Source organism: Flavobacterium rhamnosi, from assembly GCF_048286515.1.
Taxonomy (GTDB): domain Bacteria; phylum Bacteroidota; class Bacteroidia; order Flavobacteriales; family Flavobacteriaceae; genus Flavobacterium.
In genome coordinates, this window is record NZ_JBLVPS010000019.1 from 41,449 (window position 1) to 62,772 (window position 21,324).

General features: G+C 31.7%; 19 protein-coding genes and 1 pseudogene. 9 read left to right on the forward strand and 11 right to left on the reverse strand.

The window, feature by feature from the left end; genetic code table 11:
* Positions 1–491 precede the first annotated feature (491 nt).
* The 3 genes from ACNQGN_RS14405 to mobC are packed head-to-tail and all read left to right on the forward strand — an operon-like array spanning position 492 to position 4,176.
* Positions 492–881: a plasmid mobilization protein gene (locus ACNQGN_RS14405; protein WP_417988522.1), complete on the forward strand. Its 390-nt coding sequence runs from the start codon at positions 492–494 to the stop codon at positions 879–881.
* Positions 869–2,173 (forward strand): relaxase/mobilization nuclease domain-containing protein, encoded by a 1,305-nt coding sequence (locus ACNQGN_RS14410; protein WP_417988523.1) that lies wholly within the window; start codon positions 869–871, stop codon positions 2,171–2,173. The genes ACNQGN_RS14405 and ACNQGN_RS14410 overlap by 13 nt, the downstream gene beginning before the upstream one ends.
* A gap of 11 nt (positions 2,174–2,184) precedes the next feature.
* Positions 2,185–4,176, forward strand: coding sequence for a conjugal transfer protein MobC (gene mobC, locus ACNQGN_RS14415; RefSeq protein ID WP_417988524.1), 1,992 nt, complete (start codon positions 2,185–2,187; stop codon positions 4,174–4,176).
* A 1,230-nt stretch (positions 4,177–5,406) separates the two neighbouring features.
* Here the strand turns inward: mobC and ACNQGN_RS14420 are convergent.
* Positions 5,407–8,619, reverse strand: a complete 3,213-nt coding sequence (locus ACNQGN_RS14420; RefSeq protein WP_417988525.1) for a sacsin N-terminal ATP-binding-like domain-containing protein — start codon at positions 8,617–8,619, stop codon at positions 5,407–5,409.
* An 878-nt stretch (positions 8,620–9,497) separates the two neighbouring features.
* Here ACNQGN_RS14420 and ACNQGN_RS14425 point away from each other — a divergent pair.
* The 5 genes from ACNQGN_RS14425 to ACNQGN_RS14445 all read left to right on the forward strand — a co-directional run bounded on the left by ACNQGN_RS14425 (position 9,498) and on the right by ACNQGN_RS14445 (position 11,796).
* The gene (locus tag ACNQGN_RS14425) at positions 9,498–10,004 is read left to right on the forward strand and encodes a hypothetical protein (RefSeq protein ID WP_417988526.1); all 507 of its coding nucleotides are present in this window, start codon (positions 9,498–9,500) and stop codon (positions 10,002–10,004) included.
* Positions 10,005–10,510: 506 nt separating this feature from the next.
* Positions 10,511–10,684, forward strand: a complete 174-nt coding sequence (locus tag ACNQGN_RS14430; RefSeq protein WP_417988527.1) for a transposase — start codon at positions 10,511–10,513, stop codon at positions 10,682–10,684.
* Between the two features lie 93 nt (positions 10,685–10,777).
* Positions 10,778–11,410, forward strand: coding sequence for an IS1595 family transposase (locus tag ACNQGN_RS14435; protein WP_417988528.1), 633 nt, complete (start codon positions 10,778–10,780; stop codon positions 11,408–11,410).
* Positions 11,403–11,543, forward strand: a complete 141-nt coding sequence (locus tag ACNQGN_RS14440; RefSeq protein ID WP_417988529.1) for a hypothetical protein — start codon at positions 11,403–11,405, stop codon at positions 11,541–11,543. Before ACNQGN_RS14435 ends, ACNQGN_RS14440 begins: the two co-directional genes overlap by 8 nt.
* The gene (locus ACNQGN_RS14445) at positions 11,527–11,796 is read left to right on the forward strand and encodes a hypothetical protein (protein WP_417988530.1); all 270 of its coding nucleotides are present in this window, start codon (positions 11,527–11,529) and stop codon (positions 11,794–11,796) included. Before ACNQGN_RS14440 ends, ACNQGN_RS14445 begins: the two co-directional genes overlap by 17 nt.
* Positions 11,797–11,886: 90 nt before the next feature.
* On the opposite strand, the gene ACNQGN_RS14450 is transcribed toward ACNQGN_RS14445, so the two are convergent.
* The 9 genes from ACNQGN_RS14450 to ACNQGN_RS14490 all read right to left on the reverse strand — a co-directional run bounded on the left by ACNQGN_RS14450 (position 11,887) and on the right by ACNQGN_RS14490 (position 19,709).
* Positions 11,887–12,315: a very short patch repair endonuclease gene (locus ACNQGN_RS14450; protein ID WP_417988531.1), complete on the reverse strand. Its 429-nt coding sequence runs from the start codon at positions 12,313–12,315 to the stop codon at positions 11,887–11,889.
* A gap of 33 nt (positions 12,316–12,348) precedes the next feature.
* Positions 12,349–13,779, reverse strand: a complete 1,431-nt coding sequence (locus tag ACNQGN_RS14455; RefSeq protein ID WP_417988532.1) for a Sau3AI family type II restriction endonuclease — start codon at positions 13,777–13,779, stop codon at positions 12,349–12,351.
* Positions 13,772–14,944 carry a hypothetical protein gene (locus ACNQGN_RS14460; protein WP_417988533.1) on the reverse strand — a complete coding sequence of 391 codons (1,173 nt, stop codon included), beginning with the start codon at positions 14,942–14,944 and terminating at the stop codon, positions 13,772–13,774. Before ACNQGN_RS14460 ends, ACNQGN_RS14455 begins: the two co-directional genes overlap by 8 nt.
* The gene (gene dcm, locus ACNQGN_RS14465; RefSeq protein WP_417988534.1) at positions 14,920–16,221 is read right to left on the reverse strand and encodes a DNA (cytosine-5-)-methyltransferase; all 1,302 of its coding nucleotides are present in this window, start codon (positions 16,219–16,221) and stop codon (positions 14,920–14,922) included. The genes ACNQGN_RS14460 and dcm overlap by 25 nt, the downstream gene beginning before the upstream one ends.
* On the reverse strand, positions 16,211–16,519 hold the full coding sequence (locus ACNQGN_RS14470) for a helix-turn-helix domain-containing protein (RefSeq protein ID WP_417988535.1): 309 nt from the start codon (positions 16,517–16,519) through the stop codon (positions 16,211–16,213). The genes dcm and ACNQGN_RS14470 overlap by 11 nt, the downstream gene beginning before the upstream one ends.
* A 429-nt stretch (positions 16,520–16,948) precedes the next feature.
* Entirely contained in the window at positions 16,949–17,374 is a 426-nt protein-coding gene (locus ACNQGN_RS14475) for an IS6 family transposase (protein ID WP_417988536.1), read from the reverse strand.
* 343 nt (positions 17,375–17,717) lie between these two features.
* Positions 17,718–18,230: a hypothetical protein gene (locus tag ACNQGN_RS14480; RefSeq protein WP_417988537.1), complete on the reverse strand. Its 513-nt coding sequence runs from the start codon at positions 18,228–18,230 to the stop codon at positions 17,718–17,720.
* On the reverse strand, positions 18,215–18,634 hold the full coding sequence (locus tag ACNQGN_RS14485) for an STAS-like domain-containing protein (RefSeq protein WP_417988538.1): 420 nt from the start codon (positions 18,632–18,634) through the stop codon (positions 18,215–18,217). The genes ACNQGN_RS14480 and ACNQGN_RS14485 overlap by 16 nt, the downstream gene beginning before the upstream one ends.
* Positions 18,621–19,709, reverse strand: a complete 1,089-nt coding sequence (locus tag ACNQGN_RS14490; protein WP_417988539.1) for a hypothetical protein — start codon at positions 19,707–19,709, stop codon at positions 18,621–18,623. Before ACNQGN_RS14490 ends, ACNQGN_RS14485 begins: the two co-directional genes overlap by 14 nt.
* Before the next feature lie 362 nt (positions 19,710–20,071).
* Between ACNQGN_RS14490 and ACNQGN_RS14495 the strand changes: the two genes are divergently transcribed.
* A complete protein-coding gene (locus tag ACNQGN_RS14495; protein ID WP_417988540.1) occupies positions 20,072–20,245 on the forward strand; it encodes a hypothetical protein in 174 nt (57 codons plus the stop codon).
* 313 nt (positions 20,246–20,558) lie between these two features.
* Here the strand turns inward: ACNQGN_RS14495 and ACNQGN_RS14500 are convergent.
* A pseudogene (locus ACNQGN_RS14500) lies at positions 20,559–21,137 on the reverse strand (8-oxoguanine DNA glycosylase OGG fold protein); the annotation flags it as partial.
* Positions 21,138–21,324 lie beyond the last annotated feature (187 nt).

Consider the following 21,324-nt stretch of genomic DNA (forward strand, 5'->3'; position numbering starts at 1 on the left):
ATGTGCAAAAACCTTCCTGAAAACAGTCAGAATTTTGCACATTAATTAAAATGCATTCCTTTGAAAAAGTACGCTCCCTTATTCAAGATATTGTAATTATTTAGGAACATTCTTTTTAGTATTGGTCATAAGGGAGCGTACACTTTCAAAGACGTTTAAAACAAATATTCTTACAGCTTTAATATGTCCTAAAGGCCTTAAAAACATCCCTAGAAGAAATATTTAAGGGCTGCTCAACAGAATCAAAAACTAAATCATCCAGTTTTTTATCTAAGTCATGTCTACGCAAAATACGGGGAGGATTGTTTATGTCAAACACTATTTCTATATTAGCCATATCCTTTGAAAAGTTAAAAGATTGCCACGTTCCTACAATCGGCAAGATGTCCGGTTGTTAAACAACCGATATCTTGCTGCCCCTACACTCGGAACTCGTGGGCAGTGACACTGAAAGGATAAAAAGAGTTTGAAAACAATGAAAATGATAAATAATGGAAACAGAAAATTCAAACAGGACACGCATAATTGGGCTGCGACTAACACCCACAGAATATGCAAAAATCGAAAAGAAATGGAAAGCCAGTACTTGCCGCAAGCTTAGTGATTATGTGCGGCGCAGTATCTTCGACAAGCCTATTGTAACCACTTACAGGAATCAATCTTTGGATGAGTTTATGTCGGAATCGATGCGATTAAGAAGCGAACTGAACAGTATCGGCAACAACTTTAACCAGGCTGTAAAAAAGTTGCACACCTTACAACAAATAGCCGAATTTAAAAACTGGTTAATTACTTATGAGTTGGAGAAAATAATCCTTTTCAACAAAGTAGATGAGGTTAAAAAGCATATTCAAAAAATTGCGGAAACATGGTTGCAGTAATCAAGACAGGACACTCCATCCACCGTATTTTTAATTACAATGAAAATAAGGTAAAGGAAGCCGTTGCGGAATGTATCGGGGCAGGAAATTATCCTATTGACTGTGATAAAATGACACACAATATGAAACTGAACCGCTTGCTAAAACAAGCGGAACTCAATGAAAATGTAACCCGAAACAGTGTTCATATTTCCCTGAATTTTGATACATCGGAAACTTTATCCAAAGAAAAACTGATGGCGATTGCTGATACTTACATGGAAAAAATAGGTTTCGGAAAACAGCCCTATCTGGTATATCAACACAATGATGCGGGACATCCGCACATCCACCTAGTTTCGATTAAAGTTCAGGAAGATGGCAGCAGGATTGACATGCAGAATATTGGTTGCAATCAATCCGAAAAAGCACGTAAAGAAATAGAAAAGACCTTTGAGCTTGTCGCAGCGGAGAGCCATAAAACAAAACAGGCTTTTGAACTAAAACCCGTTGATGCAAGAAAAGTGCAATATGGTAGAATCGATACTAAAAGGGCCATTACAAATGTTTTGACTGATGTGCTTTCCTCTTATAAATATTCCAGCCTTGCAGAACTCAATGCAGTGTTACGACAGTACAATGTTTTGGCGGACAGAGGCAATGAAAATTCAAAAATATTTCAAGCAAAAGGATTGGTCTATCGGATACTCGATGAAAACGGTAAACCTATTGGTGTCCCCATAAAAGCCAGTGACTTTTATAACAAGCCAACTCTAAAATTTTTAGAGGAAAAATTTGCATCCACTCCTACCGATCAAACTTCCGCTAAGAGCAGGGTAAAAAACGCCATTGATATTGCATTTTTAGGCACGAAACTATCGCTTATGGAACTAGTAAAAACACTGGAAAAAGACGGAATAAATACTGTTTTTAGAAAAAATAATGAAGGGCTTCTTTATGGGATTACCTACGTAGACCATACGACAAAATGTGTTTTTAACGGCAGTACGCTGGGTAAGCAATACAGTGCCAAAGCGATTCAGGAACGTTGTGCATCCATTAGTTCAGAGGAACAAAAAAGAAAAATTTTAAATAGTGAAAAATCACAGCGAATCACATTTGAAAAACCTACTTCGGAAATCATTCCAACCCTGTTTGGTAATGATTTCCAGAATGATAAATACGTCGAATCCAATACTATAATAGGACAATTAGTGGATATACTTACCCAACCTGAATATATAGTGAATTACGTTCCATACCAACTTAAAGGAAAGAAGAAAAAAAGACGAGGACAGTTCAATAATCAATAAAACATATAATTATGGCTATACAGACTGGAGAAAACGAACAGGCTTTGAGAAAAATCTTGGATATGACAAGACTAATCAGCATTGTTATTCTAGTGATTCATTTTTATTATTATTGCTACGCAGCTTTTAGGCAGTGGCATCTTGTTAGCGAGTTCAGTGATACAATTCTAGGCAATATCCAAAACACAGGATTATTCAACAATTTTCATAAATCCAAACTTTTTGCCCTTGGTTTTTTAACAATCTCACTAATAGGCACTAAGGGAAGAAAAGACGAAAATCTGAATTCTAAAACTGCTTTTACTTACATTATTACGGGGGCATTTATTTACTTTATAAGCTACCTTTCATTACATCTGAAAACAGAAATGATGCACGAAGCAATTACTTATATAACAATTACTTCAGTTGGTTTTCTTCTAATTCTTTCTGGTGGTACATTACTATCGCGTATTATAAAAAATAGACTTAACGACAAGGATATTTTTAATACGGAAAATGAAACTTTCCCTCAAGAAGAAAGACTATTGGAAAATGAGTATTCCATCAACCTGCCAGCCCGATATCATTTAAAGGATAAGGTAAGAGACAGTTGGATAAACATCATTAATCCTTTTCGGGGATTGTTGGTTCTGGGTACTCCTGGTTCCGGAAAATCGTACTTTGTAATTCGGCATGTAATTACCCAACATATCAAAAAAGGGTTCAGCATGTTTGTTTACGATTTTAAATATGATGACTTATCCAAGATAGTCTACAATACCTTTGAGAAATACAAAGATGTTTATAAAGTAATGCCCAAATGTTACTTTATAAATTTTGACAATATTATGCATCGCTGTAACCCGCTCGACCCCCAAAGCATGGAAGATATTACAGATGCTTCCGAGTCCGCACGAACAATTTTAATGGGACTTAATCGGGAATGGATCAAGCGTCAGGGTGATTTTTTTGTAGAATCTCCTATCAACTTTTTATCAGCTATTATATGGTATCTTAGACGGTATAAAGACGGTAAATTTTGTACGCTTCCTCACGTAATTGAACTCATGCAAGTAGATTACGATACGCTGTTCACTTTACTTAGAACTGAAAAAGAAATTGAAGTGCTCATTAACCCCTTTGTTAATGCTTATCTTAATAATGTGATGGAACAATTGGAAGGGCAAATTGCTTCAGCAAAAGTTGCGATGGCAAGGCTGTCTTCTCCCAAACTCTATTATGTTTTATCTGGAAATGACTTCACTTTAGATATTAATAATCCTGAGGAACCTAAGATTATATGCATGGGTAACAATCCGCAGAAAATACAAATTTACAGCGCAGTATTATCACTATATGTAAACAGGCTTGTAAAGCTTGTCAATAAAAAAGGCAAGATGAAATCCAGCCTGATTTTTGATGAATTTCCGACAATTTACCTTAATAACATGGACAGTCTAATCGCTACTGCACGCAGCAATAAAGTAGCTACCTGTTTGGGCATACAGGACTTTAGTCAGCTGCGTAAAGACTACGGACGTGAACAGTCGGATGTGATTATGAATATCACAGGAAACATTATCAGTGGACAAGTCACCGGAGATACATCCAAACAATTATCGGAGCGTTTTGGGAAGATTATGCAGGATCGAGAAAGCCTTTCGATCAATAGTGGTGATACCTCAATTAGCCGTTCAAAACAGTTGGAGTCCGCAGTACCCCCTTCTAAGATTTCGGCTTTGAGTTCAGGGGAGTTCGTAGGTATGGTAGCTGATGATCCCGATTGCAAAATTAAATTGAAGACCTTTCATTGTGAAATTGTAAATGATTACGAAGCGCTAAAAAAGGAGGAAGATAATTATACAGAAATACCTCTTGTACGCAGACTTGACAACACAATAATACAACGTAATTATTTGCAAATAAAACAAGATATTCAGGATATAATTCATTCTGAAATGGAGCGACTAATACACGACCCAAAACTGGTTAATTTGATAGTAAATAAAAATAAGAGATAATTAGATATTCCGGTACGGTATGGTCGAATCGATACCAAAAGAACCATTATAAATATACTGGATGCAGTACTTCAAAATTATAATACCCAAGCCTCCCGGAACCGAATGCACTACTGCATCAATACAATGTAAGTGCTCGGGGCCATGAAAATTCAAGGGTGTATATCAATAAGGGATTGGTATACCGAATACTTGACGAACAAGCAACAAGATAGGTGTTTAAAAAAGATTCAAAAGATTCTGTGAAAAATATTAAACAAGAGACATGTTGTATATCAAGCAAGCTTGCAACTAACAGCCTCTACGACGAGATTGCTGATTTTCAGCTCACCTTAAGTTTTTTCTTCACGAATAAACTATATCTTAGCAGAGAGAACCCAGTAGTGTTCATCAGGAACCTCGCTTAGTGGCTTAACATCAGTATGTCTAAAAAAAAATCTACCTGTTAATCTATTGTTTATTGCTCATGTCCTGTGATTTAGCTATCACAAAATGCAAGTAAGTAACATCACATAAGAATGGCATACTTTGCTCCGGAATATAGTGTCCACTTTGCGGGTTCTTCATCAATTTTGGTGAAAGGAAGAACCAGGGTCGTTGTCAAAATGGATTGTTACCGCTCAAATGGTTGATAATCCAGCTTTCAAAAATTTTGCTGAAATCTATAAGAGATTATGATGCTGTTAATAATGCCCTGGTTGCCCCATATAGTATCGGACCAAGTTCAAGGCCAGCTAATCGACATAGGAATATCAAACGAATGATGTATGGAAGGGCTCACTTTCAATTATTAAGAAAAATGGTGCTATCCAACTTGATTCTAAATCACCAAAATTGACGAAGAACCACTTTGTGCCGGAATATCACTCGGTTAAAGTATTAACTTCGGAGTAAAGTGACGTCCTTTGCAGCGGAATATCCACACAAAGCAACCGACCGGAGAGAGGCCTATGGATTGCCCGTAATGTTTGTAACGGAAATGTTCTTTGAGAATGAATCTCATTAGTGAAATTTCAATATTAGGTTTTATTTTCTTTTTTAAATAAAAAAACTACAATCTATTTTGGACTGTAGTTTTAGGGATTTTGTATTATTAGATTTCGTATGGACTAAAATACTAACGTTAAAAAACTGATAGAATTTTATATTTGTCCGGTTGCTTGGTTTCAGGAAAACTAAAATCTTTGATTTCTTGAATTATTTTCAATAGCTGTTCCAATAGAAAATATGCTAGTTGAGTTCGGCATGTGGTTTACTACTGAATTTGCTTATTTCTAATTGCAGAGATTCTATAAAATCAGAAAAGTCATCACCTATTTGGATAATATCTTGAGGTATGATACCACGATAGTCAATAAGGTGAATCGATTCCTCTTGATTTTTCTCAGCGTTTAGGTTTTCTTCAATTAGAGGTCTGATATCATTACCGATTTCTTTTACAAATTTAGTAAGTGGCAAAATTTCCTCAATTGATAAATTATATCTATCACCTTTACCTACATAACGGGATATATCTACTGAACATAATGCATATCTGTCATTTTCTTCCACGGCTCTTTGCAATTGCAGTTTACTCATTGATACAGAATTTACAGAGTTCCATCTAGATTTTACTTCAATGAAATAAATAGGGTTACTATCAAGTAATACAACAATATCTTGTCCGCCTTGTATATCTGATGCTTCTAATTTTTCATGATTGACAAATGTAATCCTGTCTAACAGTTCGGCAGACAATTTCTCTCTGATTAATCTTTCGATATTTCTTCCAATCTCATATTTATGTCTGAAATCAGTTTTTTTCTCGGCTTCCTGCTGCAAAACAACGGCTGCTTTATTCAATATGGCTTCAAAATTTTCATTTTGAATTAATTTGCCTAATTTTTTAAGCTGTTCTTCTTTTAGCATAACAATAGAAAAAATATCATCCTTTGTATTTTCATTTGTAACTATTGCTAACATTAAGTTAGCTTTCTTATCATCTAATCTGGGAAATAAATCAGAATACTGTTTATCTCTTAATTTAGATATAATATTTAATATATCTTCTTTAAACGGATGTTCATTAATATCATTAATATCCGTATTAAAGAAAATATTTTCAATTTCTGTAGTAAGATATTTATTAGTTACAAAACGATCTTCAGTCACAAAATCATTAAACTGTTTATATATAAGAGATGACCTGATATCGTCTTTGGTAACTTTATTGAATAAATCCTTTATTTCTTCTGATACGTTTAGATCTTTTTTTAAATCGTTAATGCTTTTTAGTTTATTTACTTGGTTTGGATATATTTTTGACACTAAATAAACTTCTTTTAAACTATCTTCATAGCAGTTAGCTATTTCTAATAACAGTAAAATATTATCTTTCACCCATTCATCATCATGAAGTTGAAGAAGATTAAAGAATACTTTAACCAATATTTTTCTTGCTGAACGGATATCTAGATTTTCTTCTTGTAATTCAAGCCTAGGCAGATAAATTAAATCATCTTCTAACGAATAATATTTGCTTATGATTTTAGTAAGCTGAGATGGTTTACTTTGTGATTTTAGATTATTATTTAGTTTGCAATAATTAAGCAGTGTTGTAAAAAAAACATACTCTAATGTTTTAATCTCATCAAAATCGATTTCATGAAAATGCCCCTTTTTAAGTTTTTCAGGCATACAAAATAAATCTAAAGCTTGCATTTCATCCAATCTTGTTTTTACACGATTGGAAAAGTCTTTTCTATTAAATTTTTCAAAGTGAAATTCGAAAATAAAATCTTGATGTACTAACCTTCCTATAAAATGAGGTATTAAAATTTTTCCAAAATCAATTAATGTAGAGGTTAAATTTTCAGGTGATAACAGGGCAGAAAGCAGACAAAATTCCCCATCCAAGTTTGGAAGTAAAGTGTGTTCAGAGAATAAATATACCTTATCATTGGCAATTAAGTTATTATAATAATTTTTTAAAATGGATTCATCGAACTTGGAGAGGTTTTCATTTGATATAAATGAAACTAAATCCTGATGTCCTATAAATTTGACATCATCATTTGTCCATTCATTAACAAATTTACTCCATAGAATGATGTCATTTTTTACAGGTATATTCTGATAGAAAAGAGAAGCTATTTCATATATTTCTTCAAAAACTTCAGGGCTAGCTAACAGTTCCTGATTAAAAAAGTATGCTTCGTCTACAGTCTTAAAGCCTTCTAAAGTCCTTACAATAGGTAATTGCTTTAATTCTTCTGTCCACAGTTCCTGTAATTCTTCGAAATATTCATTTAGAAAGCTATTTTCTGAGGTTCTTTTGAAATTTATTTTAGCATATAATAATGGGTTGGAAACGAGAAGAACATTACTCTTAAGAAAACTAAAAATTAGTTCAGAAGCCTTTTTAATAATCCTTCTGTTTGCTTCCTCTTGATTTTTAACCTGATCTTTATTACTCTTTAAATGAATTCCGTCTCTTGGTTCAGTAGGTAAGAATTCATTGCAATTAATTATAAAATTTAAACCAAAATTCTCAGAACCCACCAATGGATAATACAGAAATAACCTTGCCATACGATCCGAGAATTGTATTAACTCCAACTCTGCATTGATGGGTAAGATAACTTCAATCTGGCTATCCTCGTCAATAATTGAATATAAAATTTTGTTGTCTCCATTTCTGGAAATTTCGGTCTTAAATAAGTTAATATTTTTGCTGTTAGGTATAGAACCTTTTTTTGTTCTCACAAAAATAGTTTCTATACCGTTTTTGTCTTTTATAGTTACTTTTTTTAACCTATTATTAATTGTGAGTACTATTGGAACATAATCCTCCAAATCTGTACTCGATTCAGTTATATAATTTATTTCTTGTTCTGTTTCAGGAAGATAAGTAAACGTTGTTTTATTAACAGGACTAGAAATAATGGTACCCTCCTTAATAAGCTTGTAAACATTATCCTTTTGTAACTTAATATTAGCACTAAGTCCTTTCCATTCCTTTGGACTTCTATCAACTGAAAAATCTTTTATTTCAAAAAAAGCACTGTCAGCTCCTAATATTGAATTGATTAAAAATTTTCTCCCAAAAGTATGTGTTGTCAAAAAACCCGTACCATACTTACCCACTTCTCGCAAATCAGATTCTTCACCATATTTACCGCTGACCTGCTTAATTAGAGAAATTAAAGCTTTTGTCGTAAAAGGTTTACCGTTATGACTAAACGAGAAATTTTCTTTACTATAGTCAATAACTACTTCACAATCATTTGTTAAATCACAAGCATTTTGAACCATCTCCCATATTGCTCTATTTGAAGAAAAGTTATTGAAATTTTCAAAGCCACGAATCATTTTATCTGCATGTTGTTTCAAGTCAGATAATTCAGACTCTAACTCTGCATTTTTCAGAATTATATCTCGATTTATTTGTAATGATTTTTCCATTTTATACTGATTAATTGTTTAATGTTATTTATTTGTAAGTATCCCTTTGGGTTAAATCGCTACTATTAATATCTTTTTTGTTTAAAAAATTTACGCCATTATTTCTTACAAAAATACATTAAAGCAATTTAATAAAAATGAGAGAAACCGTAAAGGGGAAAATAAATCGAATTATCCAACTATATACTTGTAAGACCCAATTTTGTAAGAATCTATTAGAAGCCGCTTTATATTTATGACTCAGTAATAAGAATTAAGACAATAATATACTTCTATAACCCAAAGATAAAAATCAAACCGCTTCCGTGGTTTTTTTGTTTTATAGTATTAAAATAACAATTCATTTGATTTTTTTTCCGTAAAGCCTATGGGATGTAAATCCGAGTGTTATCTTCAAGTTTTTTTATACCTATCAAAAAGCCATTTAAATAGTTCTATATGCAAAAAGTCAATAGCGAAGATGTTTTAGGTATGCAGAACTAATAATATTCGCTTATTTCTAAATTTTGATTGAAATAAGGGCAGTATTATTTTGACGTTTCGCATTAAGTTATCAACAAAACGCTGTTGATAAAGCAATCGAAAAAACAAGTAAAGAACACGAATAAGTAACGTATTTACTGGTATTTACAGCGATTTAAGGAATAACAAAAAACATACAAAAATAGTCTTGTGTGTTTCTTTAATCTTTTCTTGTGTGTTTTGTGTTTGGTTATTTAAAAATACTTCATACATTTGTAAAAGAAAAATGCCTAATCCACCGTCGAAAGTTAAGATTAGGCAATTTTAGGAAAAAATAGATTCGCATTTGCGAACGGCTATTTTATTGTACAAAAATAAGTATTATATATTGTTTAACCTAATAGAGAACGAAGAAAATGGACATTCTAATTGAACTTTTAATAAATGAGCGACAAAAATTATCTAAGAGAATAATTGAAGTCGATAAAAAATTGTCTGAGTTGGGGTATAGTTTACACGGATTGATTCAAGACAATATTAATGATTCTGATTCCGTTCAAAATCCTAATAATGAAACGGATAAAAGTAGATATTCCAACTTTAAAAAAGATGGCAGTATTAGAGAGCAGGCGTTGGAAGTGCTAAAGACTGAAAATAGGTTTTTATCTAAAAAGGAGATAGTTGAAATCATTTTGCCTTTTCATAAATCAAGAGGAATTGAAAAATTAACTTCAAGAGTTACGTCTGAACTTTCTAATGCAAAGGAAAAAATAGAAAATCTTATCGCGTATCAGTTTTCCAGTTCTAAACAATCTTTTGTCTGGGGAAATAAAAGTTGGTTAGACGAAAACGGTAAACCTAAACCGGAACATATGTATAAAATTGATGAAAATAAAGAACAAACTAAAATATTTGAATTTTAGTATTAGCTTGTAAATAATCCTGATAAGGAGGGTCAAACGTAAAAACCCCGAATGCTACAACATTCGAGGCTTTGTCTTAATGAAATAATGTAACATTAAAATCACTAAAAATGGCTACAAGAACCGTTATTATTAGAACTGTCCCTATACGGGTACAGGTTCAAAGAACTGTAAAGGTCACTACAACCGTAACAGTTAAAAGGGTGCGCTAACATCCTTTAATCCGTCCGCGAGGGATGAAGGGCTACCAAACGAGCATCATTAGCTAGCAAAGGAGGCGGGACATTCGATTATTGATTAGCAATAGGGAAAACTTTTCATACGAGTAAAAGCCTATTGCGTTACTGCCGAAAAGGGGGAGCTTCACAAGAGTGTCCCTCTTTTTCATTTTGCAAATATATAGAAAAAATGTTTTACAAAATTAAAAATGTAATTTTATCACGAAATAATTACACAGATACTTGATTTTGTCAAAATATCGATTTATATCATCAAATAAGACTACTATGAAAACCACTAAAGATTTAAGAGATTCGACAGTTGATATTTGCGAGCAACACTTAGCTGCTATTCGCTGGAACGGCACGCCTGAATGTCCTTATTGTTATGGAGAATGTAAATATTTAAAAGGAAAAGATAAGTCGTATAAATGTTATGATTTGAAAAAAATTCAGCGTTAAAGTTGGTACAATTTTTCAAGATAGTAAAATCTCATTACGTAAATGGTTCGTTGCTATTTATTTGGTAACTTCACATAAAAAAGGAATTTCATCTTGTCAATAGCAAGAGATTTAAAAATTAGTCAAAAATCAGCTTGGTTTATATTACAACGTATTAGAGAGACATACAACCCAACAGACGGGGAAGTATTCACGAATGAAGTTGAAATTGACGAAACTTATATAAGAGGTAAAGAGAAAAACAAACACCAAAACAAAAGAACAGCAGATAATCAAGGACGTAGTGTTAAGACCAAAACACCTGTATTGGGCATCTTGGAACGTGATGAAAAAGTTTATGCAATTCCTGTAAATGACACAAAAAGAGAAACATTGATTCCGATTATGGTAGCTAAAGTTGAGGCAGGAGCAACTATTTTTACTGACGAATACAGAGCATATTCAACATTGAAAAATGATTACAACCAAGATTTTTTTAGATATAATGCAAATGAATATGTAAGCGGAAATGTACATACTAATAACATAGAAAACTTTTGGTCTTTATTAAAAAGAGGTTTAGATGGTATCTACCGCCATGTAAGCGATAAATATTTAGGTCGTTACGTGAATGAATTTACATTTAGATATAACAATATAGTATTATCAGAGGGAAGTAAATTTGATGTAGCTTTGGCAAACGGAACAACAAAAAGATTACAGTATAAAACATTAATAAATGGATAATAAACCAAGAAAGAAAGGCGACATACCAAAACCTAAAGAAGATGTACGGATTGAAAAGGATAAACCTAAATTCAGTTCCGTACTTTCTGCTATTGTAAAGCCAAAGAAAAAAGACGATGAAAGCACTAAGTAAGTTATATACTGCTAACATCGATAATATGGTAGTTTTGTTCTCTACTAACCTAAAAGAGTTTGCGGAGGCGTTAATATTGATTGAACCTAACGCAGATACTTATTTCACATATCGCAGGAAGTTTGAGAAAGCAACAGAAATCGTATTTATTGGTAAATCTGGCAAAAAATATATTTTACAAGAGGTTTACAACAACAAAAAGTCCGTAGGATTAAATAGAGATGCTTCTGTAAATTCAGCAAAAGAAAATTAACGATATTATAAAATTGTCCAAAAAGGCAGTTTATTAAGGATTTAAACTGTTGGGTCGGACAAGTATGTAATTGCCAAACAAAATTGCAAGCTAGATAAGTAAATTTTGTCGTTGAATGATTTCATTTTGTATTTTATTAATGCATGAATCCAGATCTTTTTTTACTTCCTTACTCCAAAAACGGATTATTTTCCAGTCTTGTGCCGTGAGGTAGTTGTTGACCTCGATATCTCTCTGAATATTCCTTTCTATTTTCTTCTGCCAAAACTTGGTATTGGATTTGATACGGTTTTTTTGAGTTGCCCAGTCCTTGCCGTGGAAAAATTCACTGTCCACAAAAATTGCGATTTTGTATTTTTTAAAGGTCAGATCTGGCGTGCCAAAAACTTTCCGATTATTCTTTCTATAACGATAACCCAAATGCCATAGCGCTTTTGCAAGACGAACTTCGTCTTTAGTATTTGTACCGTGAATGGAACTCATGATTTTCGAGCGTTGTTCCGGAGTAAAACGATCCATAGCAGTTCGAATTAAAACGTTATCAAAGGGAATTTATTTCACATAAATCACCTTTCTGACATAGGTATTATTTAGCCAAAAACATTGTTTACTGTACACAGTTGCATTTGATTTTTTGTCGATTATGGGTAAAGGAAATGTATGGGTAGAATCTGTTGCGTGAGGTCTAACATGACAAACTGTACTCTCGGATATTTTTGGTAAATTATTTAATTTAATAGGATTACCTTTTTTAGAAAGTCTTGTATCTCCATTCTTATTTCTACCATAATCTTTGAAGATATTGCCATTTTGAATCAAACATTTGGTTTTTAGCCAAACTTTTTTCACCTCTTGAATATCATCATCAGGCATACTCCAAAACTTAACCTTTTCTAAAAAGTACTGCGTCCCATCATTTTTAAAAAAAATAAATAAAAATTTACTTTCGATTATTTCCTTAAAATCACTTGTTCTCCAACTTTCATTATATATTTTTTCAAATTCAAATGCAGGAAACGAAACGGACTGCTCAATTGATCCCTTGGATTCTACTCTTATTGTCTTAACTATAATCCCCGCTTTTTCGAACTCTTCAATTTTTTTGCCAAGTTCAATATTTAAAACTGCATTTGTAATTCTAGAGTAAAAATTTTTAGATGATATATCTAATTCTATATTTGAAATTTCAGATATTTCCTCAACAGTTTTTCCGTAGTAAGGCCCGAATTTGTCTATGACAATTTCCTCAATAGATTTCGCTTCAAGTTGACTTAAAGACGTAATTAATTTACCGTACTTTTCTTTAGTTTCGCCTGCAATAGACGCAATGATATGATTGACATAACTTTGTTTGAAAGAATAAGCTCGTTGCTTTGCAAGAACTGCACAGTAGGGTTGGCGTCGTACTGTTTTAGCGCTAGCACCTTTGGTACAAGCGCCTAAATAAAAAGTATCACTTTCTGATAGCTCATGTGCTTCGCCATCTGTAATTTTTTTATTAATCGTTTCCCAATCTCTTTTTATAATTTCTAAGTCTGTTAAAGGAAAAGACCATTCACCAACAAGCTTTATCTCATAATCCAAAATATCATATCCGGCTTCGTGAAAGTAGAAAACCAATAATATGTTTGCATTCTTTTTATAAAAATCGCTATTTATAAAGTCCTGATTGACAACATTGATATAATCAATAATATTAAGAACTAATCTTTCCTTCGAACGATAGTCATCATTATTATTTTTTTTCAAAGGAGAGCTTTTTAATTCCATTCCCACTTCAGAAAAGTCTGGCTCAGATTTTGAATTGGGCTCATAACCGAAATAAAATTTCTCTAATACCTGACCAAAATTACCTTTTCCCGAATAAGAATGTTCTGCAATAGAAGAATGGCAGACTTGTTTTAAAGTTTTACTTTCTAATCTTTTAGCATACTCTATAATTGAGTTTTTTTCGTTTGGATTGTAGCTCATTTTTTTAGTCATTACCGTCTGCTGTAATTTGAAAATCTAATAAATTATCTTCTTCATTGAAAGAATATGTAACAAGTTTGACATCTTTCCAATCAGCTGCAACAGAAGGGCGTACGCCATGAATATATTTTCTTTCAATTATTTCTTTAAAAGTTTCCAAAGCATTATCAGTATATCCAAAACCAATCATGAAAGCTTTAATCATGCTATAGTCTCCAAATGCATATTCATTTTTTATCCAATCAACATATTTCATAAGCTGTAAAATATCTTGTGAATTAACTATGCCTTTTTTTATTTCGATAACCAGAAAGTGAGAAATTGTAGGTTTTTGATTTTGAATATATTTATATCCGAAAACATCCATTTTATCCATATAGTCAATTGGCTTGAAAGGTGACGCAATAACTTGATGAGATAAATAGTCCCAGTTACCAAATACATCGATAGTTGGTTGATGTTGATTTGATAATTGATAAATGAGGGAAGCCTCAATAGCCATCTCATGTCTTAGGCTAGCATCCGCATTAGTTATCGTATTTAGAAAAGGGGCAATTGATAATCTATAGTAATCGTTGTTTAAAGTTTTTCTTTGTATTTCTGAATGAAAATCAACATACCTACTTTCAAATATATTATCAGGATTAGGATTGTCTATTGCTTCAAGATTTCTTCTTAACAAAATATTTTTAAAAGCCTGATTTTCTTCTTCAGTAAATTTTATGAAGCTTAATTTCCAAAAAGCTCTTAAAATCTTAAATTGATTGGGCGCCGATGACAGTATCTCATCCATATCAATACCATTACTAAAAAAATTTGGTAATGGTTTGAAACAACAAATAAATCTCAAATTTAAACTTTCATCAGACCCAAGATCTAATAAAAGAGAATCACTAATTTCAAGGTAATTTTGGTTTATAGGAGAATTTGCATTTGGATAATTCAAGAACTTACATTGATTATTTATATTGATGAGAAATCCTATACCATAAATTTTTCGTTTTATAAAAAAATAGATATTATCACCTTCTTTCATAGAGCTATAATCGGCAAAAGTCCCCTCGTGATGAACTTTCCAATTATTTTCTGGGTTTGTTAATTTTGTTGAATACACACCATTATTAATGCATTCTTTTAATGAATCTTGATTATCTAAACTGAAAAGGTATCCTGCCATTTATTATCTTTAATTTTATTTTTTAAAGATATAGCAATTTTCTCAATAACTCCAACGACTAAAGCATTACCCATAAAAAAAGCGCGTTTAGTATCTGTAATTCCATTAAGTTCGGTATGATTATCAGGAAACATATTTAATCGTTCCAATTCAACTGGGGAGAGCCTTCTGTAGCCTTTCGAAGTTTGGATAACGTGTTTAAAACGGGAAGCCGATTTACCACCTTCACCAGTAATGATGGTTCTTGAAGCTTTATCTAAAGAATCAGGAAATATCATACCTCCTTCGCTATAGTTATATTCAAAACCCTGAGAATTTTTCCTCATCTCTTTTTTTGCACCTTTGAGATAAAACCATTTATCAAGTTCATTCTCTTGGATATAGAAATCTTCTGTCACTTCTCCATTCTGAATGATATCTCTTAGAATAGTAAACTTGTTATCGTAACTAGGTTTAGTCTTTATCGTGGTTACAATTCCATCAACCATCATACCAGTATTCTCAAACATTCCTTTCTTTCCGTTTTTATTGAAATTTTCAGAAATTTCAACAATATTAGCATTTAGTTTGAATCGATTAGGAAATAATAAATCGTCAGTTAAAATCGGGAAAGCTTGTGCTAAAGTACCATCTTCTACAATCCAATTATTTGTGTTACTGTTTTTAATGTCATTGTAAAGCGTGGTAGTTTTATGATAAGCCAAAATAAAAATTCTTCTTCTACGCTGTGGCATTCCATAATCAGCAGCATTTACAACACGCCATTCCACGGCATAACCAAGATCATTAAGGCTTTTTAAAATAATAGCAAAGTCTCTTCCTCTTTGTCCAGATGGAGAGATTAAAAGTCTATCTACATTTTCTAAAAAAAGATATTTTGGTTTGTTTTCTTTTTCACTTAATATCCTGTGAATTGACCACCACAAAACTCCTTTTTTTCCAATTAAACCTTTAGAGTTTTTTAGAGTTGTTGCGACAGAGTAGTCTTGACAAGGAAAGCCTCCCACTAATAAATCATGATCTGGAATATCTGACACTTCAACTGTAGCTATGTCTTTATTCACGTGCTTGGCTTTATCCCAACGATTTTCATAGACCATCGAAGCGTGTTGTGCTTTAGTAGAGGGTTCAAATTGGTTACTCCATACCACTTCGTAAGGAGATTCAAAATCCTCTCTGTAATTTGATGATGCAGATTTTCCTTTCCATCCTTCTAAACCGAGTCTGAATCCACCAACACCAGCAAACAATTCGGCTACTTTAATACTATTTTTCATTGTGTAAGTTTTTTAGGTATTTTGCTTTTTCTTCAGCTAGTTTTAGAACTTCTGCAATATTTTCTTCCTCGTAAATTGTACTTGCGATTTTATCACTAAGCCAACTTGTAATCAATTCATTTTTATCTAAAACAAAAAACTTAGCAAATTTTTCAACTTGATCTTTAGAAGGTTTTCTATCCCCCCGTTCGAATTTGCTGATAATTGCCTGGTCAATATCAAGAGCTGACGCTACCTGTCTTAAAATAAGACCTTTTGATTCTCTTGCCACCCTAATTTTATCTCCAAATGTTTCCATAAGACATATTTTGTTTTGACAAAAATAGTCAAAATAAATTAAAAAACAAATATTTATGCTTGTTTTTAATTTGTATTTAGATATTTTTGAATCCTATACCTAAACATCTATGCTTGGGATGTTACGTTCAATCGATGCTAAAAAATACATGATTCAGAAGAGCGTTTAACATACTAAAAAAAACTGATGTTAATGATTTTTCCCTCATGCAGGTTTAGTAAGGTCACTTATACCCAGAAATATTCAAAATAAAGAAGAATTTAAAAATATACTTTTAAACACATATAATAGGTAATTTCACAATAAATTACTGTTTCTATGAGGTTCTGTCGCAGCTGTGGAGCATAAATCTACTTATTAGTGTTTTTCGGTTGGTTATGCTACCAATGAACAGAATGATTTAAACATAGTTATACCAGTGTTTCTTTCTTACGTTCTTTTAGCTGATTCAAAATTTTCAAATCCTAATCTATTTAGAATTCTCCACTTGATAAAACGATGATTTTGTTCGACAATGCTGTTCAAGTATTTACATTGCCGGATCACTATTTTAGCAAACAAACGCTGATTATAAACTCTGATAGCCCCTATGTTAGATCCACTTTTGTCAATGTTTATAATGCCTGGTTTACCATTATTACCAATTGCCTTAATTAAAAAAGATTGGGCACTCATCCTTTGTCTTCTCTTGGTTAATAGGAAATCAACTGTATTACCTGATTTATAAACTGCTCTGTACAAATAACACCACTTACCCTTAACCTTTATATAGGTTTCATCCATTCTCCAACTTTTTCCAACTCTTAGTTTTCGTTTTTTCATTTGCGCCTCGATAAAAGGACTAAACTTGTACACCCAACGCTAAATTGTGGTAGGATCAACCTCAACTCCCCTCATTTTCATTATTTCGGCAACATCTCGATAGCTTAAGGTAAATCTAAGTTTGAAATATACAGCTTATAGAATAATAGATTTTGGATAGCAGTGACCTTTGTTATTCGTAGATTGAATGTTTTATAAGCCCCAAAGATAAAAAGTTATTGTCAGATGCGACAGAATCCTTGAGCGAACCCACTAATGGATTTTTAATACGTTCTTTCGAAATTTCAAAAATACCTTCGCAAACTTGTAAGTTTTTTATTGGACATTTTATGTTTCTATGCTGTACCGATATTATCATTATTTAATTTTGTCAAACTTAATTCGCATCATTTATTTTAATTATCAATTTATTAAACACTCCATTATAATTTCCTTGAATTCTATCTAATTTAATTTTTGTGGCGGCAGAAAATGACACTGGACTATTACCCCGGAAATTTGCAGAATATTCCGCAGAGTTGGTTATTAATTCTCTTAAATCAACATGAAACGAATTTAAATTTGGTTCCGATATCTTATATATATCAGCAATGTCAGTAAGAAGATGGTCTTTTTTTATATTGAGTAATTTAAATGCTCTTAGTGTTTCTTTTGGTATCAGTCTTTCTCCATAGATATCTTTAATATATTCATTATACTCTGCTCTAATATCTTTTACTTCAGATATAAAATGATCCTTCAATACTCTTTTGTTTGCCAATTTATTTTGAATTGTTTGTACTATCCAAAGTGCCAATAGAGAATTAACAATAATCCCTAGAATATCTATAAAATTAGAGAAATCTAATGTAAAATTAAATGAAAATATAAATCTTAAGGCGTCTCCCATACCTCTTTTTTAATTTCACCATCAACAAGCCTAAACCAAGGACCATGTAGTTCAGTTACAATGGGTTTTTCATTATTCTTTCTTCTTGTTTCCCATTCCTTAAAAGTCTTTTCTTGCAACATTTTTGTCCAATGAGGCTCATCATTCGAAATTATTTTTATTAATCTTGAAACATTCGCTAAAGTAAAATCATAAACTAAGTTTCCGAATGCTTCATCTAAAAATGAGGATGCATATGCATCGGTTCCGTCCAACTCAACGATTAATCCTTCCTTATTTTCATATGCTTTTTTAAAAGCATCGTTAAGAATTTTATGATAGTATTCTTCACCTGAAAATTCGCTCACTGAACAATGTCTTAAGCCAGGATATTCATCAAAGTCTAATACTTTAATTTTCGACATAATAATTTATTGTGTTTATAATGCAATCCTCAGTTAATTCCCATTGATACATGGTTCCTTTAAATCTTGGAGTACCAGGAGAGAATGTGAAAGACCCATCATCATTTTCAAAATGTAAAATTACATTATTTGTTAATACTATCAAGTTTTTTATGGTTCCAAAATCAGAATTTACTTTGATAGCCGGTAAGCCTTTATTTCTATTTTCTTCTTGAGTGCTTGAACCATACTTCTGAGTAAATGCTCCTTTTAAAATTTCTAGCTTAGATTTCATTTTGATGAGATTTCCCATAAGTGCAACATTATTAATATATAAGGTTTCCAAAATACCCTTTCCAACATCAGTCACTGTGAAAATTACTTTCTTATTTTCATATTTTACTCCTAAAAGCCATTGTTTATCTTTCGTCTTTGCATGCTCAATGCTGTTTCCGCATATTTCTAAAAGAATCGTTTTTAATGGCTTTATATTTTTCTTTTCTCCCGTGAGATGTTCAACCACGTCTTTTATTAATTCGCTTATGTTCTTACTCTCTTTTCTTGATAATTTACCAGAACCTTTCTCAAAAAAAATGAATTTAGATTTGCTTTGTTTTGCAAATTGTCTATTTCTTTCATCGACCATATGTGTTAAGAAACCAGATTCAATAATGTATTTTTTACAATCTGGATTAACAGGAAAATCTCCTCTCAAGGTAATTTTTTTGCTTTTCAAGTCATCACTAATTGCTATTAAAACACTAATTGTAGCGTAATCAATTAGCTGAACATCAACTAAAGAAATGATAACCTGTTTTTGTTTATTATGATAAAATATATTTTCATGTGACCTTACATCTCTAAAAAAATTTAAACAATAAATTGGATTATCAATTAGCCTAAAATCCTTAGGTGCATAAAGAGGAAGAGGTTCATTTTTATTTTTTTTATAATTATAGAATAGCTTTCGTTGATTATCCCGATCCCTTTTTTCTTGAGTATTAAGCTTTCTTTTTATTCTATTTTTCCTATCAAGTTTTCGTAATTTACGTTTATGATATTCCCTAAAATCAGGTGTCGTATAAAGTTTCTTCATTTATAAATAAATATGAAAGGTAAATATACAGTATATATCCTACTTTAATTAATACATACTAAGAAAGTATAATCTAATAATTTTTTCAGCTAGAATCATTTTAGAATAATAATTCATCAAAAAATGAATGTAGTGTTTTTTATCATCACCGTTTTCAGTATCGCTTTTATCATTTAGAGGTACTTGTCAGCTGTTTCATGTTCCCAACGGTGCTTGTTTGATTTGGAAATTTTGGTTTTTATCGGATTGGGTAAGTTATCCTATAATCCGTTTCGGATGTAATGTTTGACATTGCTGTCCCATGAAATGCGAGAAGATGCATAATTCATAAAAAAATGCGACATAAATAGTCTTACAATTGTATGAAATTAAAAACAATAGGAAAGTATTTGCACGGAATACCAATCAAAATAGAAAAAACCAATACCAAAACTTACTCTAGCATTAGGCTTTCCTTTTTCTATTCCAAAAGCATCGGACATCTTAAATTACTCAACAACACCATAACCAACTCATTTTCAACTGTAGTTCCTTAAATAGAACGCTTTTTTATAAAAGAATCGTGTGAATAGCGGGGTGGCGCGGTCTAACCGAAATCAGTGGCACAAATCGAACCGAATTATCCAAATGATTATTAATCAGTCTTTTTTTTTGATCTAGGTTAACAGGCTGAAAAAAGAAATGGTTGACTTTTAATTATTAATAAAAAGGATGTTAACCAAGTCGATTCTAGATCACCAAAATTGATGAAGAACCTCTTTGCAGCAGGATATCCAATTGCTTATTCCGGTGAAAGTGTACTAAAATATCCAAATGTGACAAAACGTATGTTATAGCAAGCGTTTTTTGTTAGAATAATTGTTCAAATAAAAACATTTCCAGTGATTCAGCATCAGAATTTATTTCTTTAGAATATTTATGCATTAAAGAATTGTACATTTTGTAATGAGAAAATTTTGATGAAGGAGTAATTTCTACAATTTCAAAAATCTCTGGTAATGGTGTCAATTTCACAAGTGATTTAGCTACACGTATATCATAAATTAGGGCATATTCTTTATAATCACAAGCTTTTGTAGCAAAGTATAAAATTTTTGAAATATAACTTATATTGAGTCCTTTTATTAATTTTAAACTTTTGTATGCTAATTCTAAATCAATATTATAAACTGCATCAAAAGATTTTTTAATATGTGTTTGATTTACTTCTTCGGAGATATAGTTGTTAGTTCTATAGGTCCCATATCCAGTATCCGCAAATCCCCAAATCATAGTTAATAAAAATGGTGTTTCCCAATTTAATTTTCCAGAATAAAAAAGTTGAAAGGAGTTTATTATATCTTGTCTTGAAATTTCTAAATTTTCAAATTCTGTAATAAAACTAGTGAATTCAGGATTTAGTTTTCCCCATTTAGAGGTGTTATATTTGAACTTCGAATCTACTAAAGGTCTTAACTTTTATATTGTTTCTTGATATTTTGAAATGTTCATTTTTACGTTTTTTTCAATAGTGCTATAACCCTAACTTTTGAGCAGGTGAGGATTTTTGGAGTAGATTATTTTCTACCTAAACGAAGATATCAAAATAAACGATAATTCTGCTAAAGCCCCACTT

What these genes read in the sequence shown, in the direction of transcription:
- ACNQGN_RS14405 (WP_417988522.1), top strand. Translation starts at nt 492, where the DNA reads ATGGAAACAGAAAATTCAAACAGGACACGCATAATTGGGCTGCGACTA.
- ACNQGN_RS14410 (WP_417988523.1), top strand. Translation starts at nt 869, where the DNA reads ATGGTTGCAGTAATCAAGACAGGACACTCCATCCACCGTATTTTTAAT.
- mobC (WP_417988524.1), top strand. Translation starts at nt 2,185, where the DNA reads ATGGCTATACAGACTGGAGAAAACGAACAGGCTTTGAGAAAAATCTTG.
- ACNQGN_RS14420 (WP_417988525.1), bottom strand. Translation starts at nt 8,619, where the DNA reads ATGGAAAAATCATTACAAATAAATCGAGATATAATTCTGAAAAATGCA.
- ACNQGN_RS14425 (WP_417988526.1), top strand. Translation starts at nt 9,498, where the DNA reads ATGGACATTCTAATTGAACTTTTAATAAATGAGCGACAAAAATTATCT.
- ACNQGN_RS14430 (WP_417988527.1), top strand. Translation starts at nt 10,511, where the DNA reads ATGAAAACCACTAAAGATTTAAGAGATTCGACAGTTGATATTTGCGAG.
- ACNQGN_RS14440 (WP_417988529.1), top strand. Translation starts at nt 11,403, where the DNA reads ATGGATAATAAACCAAGAAAGAAAGGCGACATACCAAAACCTAAAGAA.
- ACNQGN_RS14445 (WP_417988530.1), top strand. Translation starts at nt 11,527, where the DNA reads ATGAAAGCACTAAGTAAGTTATATACTGCTAACATCGATAATATGGTA.
- ACNQGN_RS14450 (WP_417988531.1), bottom strand. Translation starts at nt 12,315, where the DNA reads ATGGATCGTTTTACTCCGGAACAACGCTCGAAAATCATGAGTTCCATT.
- ACNQGN_RS14455 (WP_417988532.1), bottom strand. Translation starts at nt 13,779, where the DNA reads ATGACTAAAAAAATGAGCTACAATCCAAACGAAAAAAACTCAATTATA.
- ACNQGN_RS14460 (WP_417988533.1), bottom strand. Translation starts at nt 14,944, where the DNA reads ATGGCAGGATACCTTTTCAGTTTAGATAATCAAGATTCATTAAAAGAA.
- dcm (WP_417988534.1), bottom strand. Translation starts at nt 16,221, where the DNA reads ATGAAAAATAGTATTAAAGTAGCCGAATTGTTTGCTGGTGTTGGTGGA.
- ACNQGN_RS14470 (WP_417988535.1), bottom strand. Translation starts at nt 16,519, where the DNA reads ATGGAAACATTTGGAGATAAAATTAGGGTGGCAAGAGAATCAAAAGGT.
- ACNQGN_RS14480 (WP_417988537.1), bottom strand. Translation starts at nt 18,230, where the DNA reads ATGGGAGACGCCTTAAGATTTATATTTTCATTTAATTTTACATTAGAT.
- ACNQGN_RS14485 (WP_417988538.1), bottom strand. Translation starts at nt 18,634, where the DNA reads ATGTCGAAAATTAAAGTATTAGACTTTGATGAATATCCTGGCTTAAGA.
- ACNQGN_RS14490 (WP_417988539.1), bottom strand. Translation starts at nt 19,709, where the DNA reads ATGAAGAAACTTTATACGACACCTGATTTTAGGGAATATCATAAACGT.
- ACNQGN_RS14495 (WP_417988540.1), top strand. Translation starts at nt 20,072, where the DNA reads ATGAAATTAAAAACAATAGGAAAGTATTTGCACGGAATACCAATCAAA.